The following is a 1,409-nucleotide window of genomic DNA, read 5'->3' as shown; positions in this document are numbered from 1 at the left end:
TCAGGTGCGGTATAGGCGGCAGTGACGCCCGCTGCGGGCTGCTGCCGAAGCGCGGGGGCTGCGTGGGGCATGGTTTCCGTTTGTTCCGGCATGTCGCGGGACGGGTTTTTGCGGCATTTAAGCATGTCGCAGCAGGGCGGGGTAAGCTCGGGCAGGCGCAGCAGCAGGGGCAGGCAATGCAGCCTGCCTTCTTCATCAACCGTGAAATCCAGCAGGAGAACGGTCGGTACGCGCCCTGCCTGGGGCTGCAAGGCCAGGTCTGCCCCCATAGGGCTTTTGGGCGGTGTTTCGGGCGTGCTTTCGTCGTGGCCTTCAGCCGGCCTGCTGCCTTCTTGCGGCATGTGGCGCAAAAGATTTTCGGCTTCCTGCACAAGGCCGGGCGAGAAGGGTTCGCATTGCAGTCTGACCGGACCCATGCGCCAGAGGTTCTGCAGTCCCTCAAGGGCCAGGGTCAGAGGTTGCGCCACCGAGGCGGGAGTTTCCCGCTCGTTCCAGCAAAGCCAGAGCATGACGGGGCCGGGATTTTCCACATGGGTCAGCCAGTCAAAGCATCGGCGGGCCAGGGTTTGGGCGCAGACCTGCCCTGCGGGGACGCTTTGCTGCGCCAGGCCGGAATCTTCCGGGGTGGGAGGCGAGAACGTGACGCAAGGAAACGACGCAACGAGCAGGCCGCCGGGAAGAACGGAACTTTGCGTTGTACGGTTTTTACCGTATTGAGGAGCAGGGTCTTGCTGCATAAAATTCAAAGCCTGTGGAGCGCGGTTGGTCAAAAAGGGCCGAACCGTGATCTCAGATCGGCTAAGGGCATCATGTTAGGGTATATCGGGGTGCTTGTCCAGAAGTCCGACGGTAAATATACGCCGGAAAATCCCGCGCCGGAGCCGTCTCAACTCCCTGAATCCTTGCAGGCTGCCGGTTTTGTGGCCTGGTGTGTATTTGCCATTCCGCACTTGCCATAGTTTCGCGCTTTGGCTATACTGAATCCTTACAAAGTTGCGCTTCGTGCCCGGCGGCTCGCCGCAGGGTGTGGACAGGCGCGTTTTTTGGACAAATTAAGAGGACAAGGCATGAAGAAAGACCATTCCTGTCAGGCCGGAAAAGAGGCGGCATCAACGGCCGCTTCCGCTACTGAAAGCTCCGCCGGCGGTTTCAGCCGCATGCGTTCCAAGCTCGCCTTTGACCGGCTTGTGGAGATGGGAGCCAAGATGGGGATGGAGAATCCTCTTTTTCTTTGCCACGAGCGCGCGGCCAAGGCCACTACGCTTATTGAAGGCAAGGAATATCTGAACTTTTCCACCTACGACTATTTGGATATCAACGCCCATCCGGAAATAACCGAGGTCGTCGCCGAAGCCGCCGCCGTGTACGGAACTTCCGCCGGAGCCAGCCGCCTTGTGGGCGGCGAGCGC

The 1,409-nt window shown here is 60.2% G+C and carries 1 protein-coding gene and 2 pseudogenes; 2 read left to right on the top strand and 1 reads right to left on the bottom strand.

What is annotated here, in order from left to right; genetic code table 11:
• Positions 1-737 (bottom strand): annotated as a pseudogene (locus V6C07_RS12210) (acyltransferase domain-containing protein); the annotation flags it as partial.
• On the opposite strand from V6C07_RS12210, the gene V6C07_RS12205 reads away from it, so the two are divergent.
• Both V6C07_RS12205 and V6C07_RS12200 read left to right on the top strand, forming a co-directional pair.
• Positions 729-959, top strand: coding sequence for a hypothetical protein (locus V6C07_RS12205; protein ID WP_333536750.1), 231 nt, complete (start codon positions 729-731; stop codon positions 957-959). The pseudogene V6C07_RS12210 and the gene V6C07_RS12205 sit on opposite strands and share 9 nt — an antisense overlap.
• 108 nt (positions 960-1,067) lie before the next feature.
• A pseudogene (locus V6C07_RS12200) lies at positions 1,068-1,409 on the top strand (aminotransferase class I/II-fold pyridoxal phosphate-dependent enzyme); the annotation flags it as partial.

The sequence above is a fragment of the Desulfovibrio sp. 1214_IL3152 genome, assembly GCF_036763055.1.
Lineage (GTDB): Bacteria > Desulfobacterota > Desulfovibrionia > Desulfovibrionales > Desulfovibrionaceae > Desulfovibrio.
The sequence above is the reverse complement of the archived record's forward strand: the minus strand, read 5'-3'. Positions and strand labels throughout refer to the sequence as shown.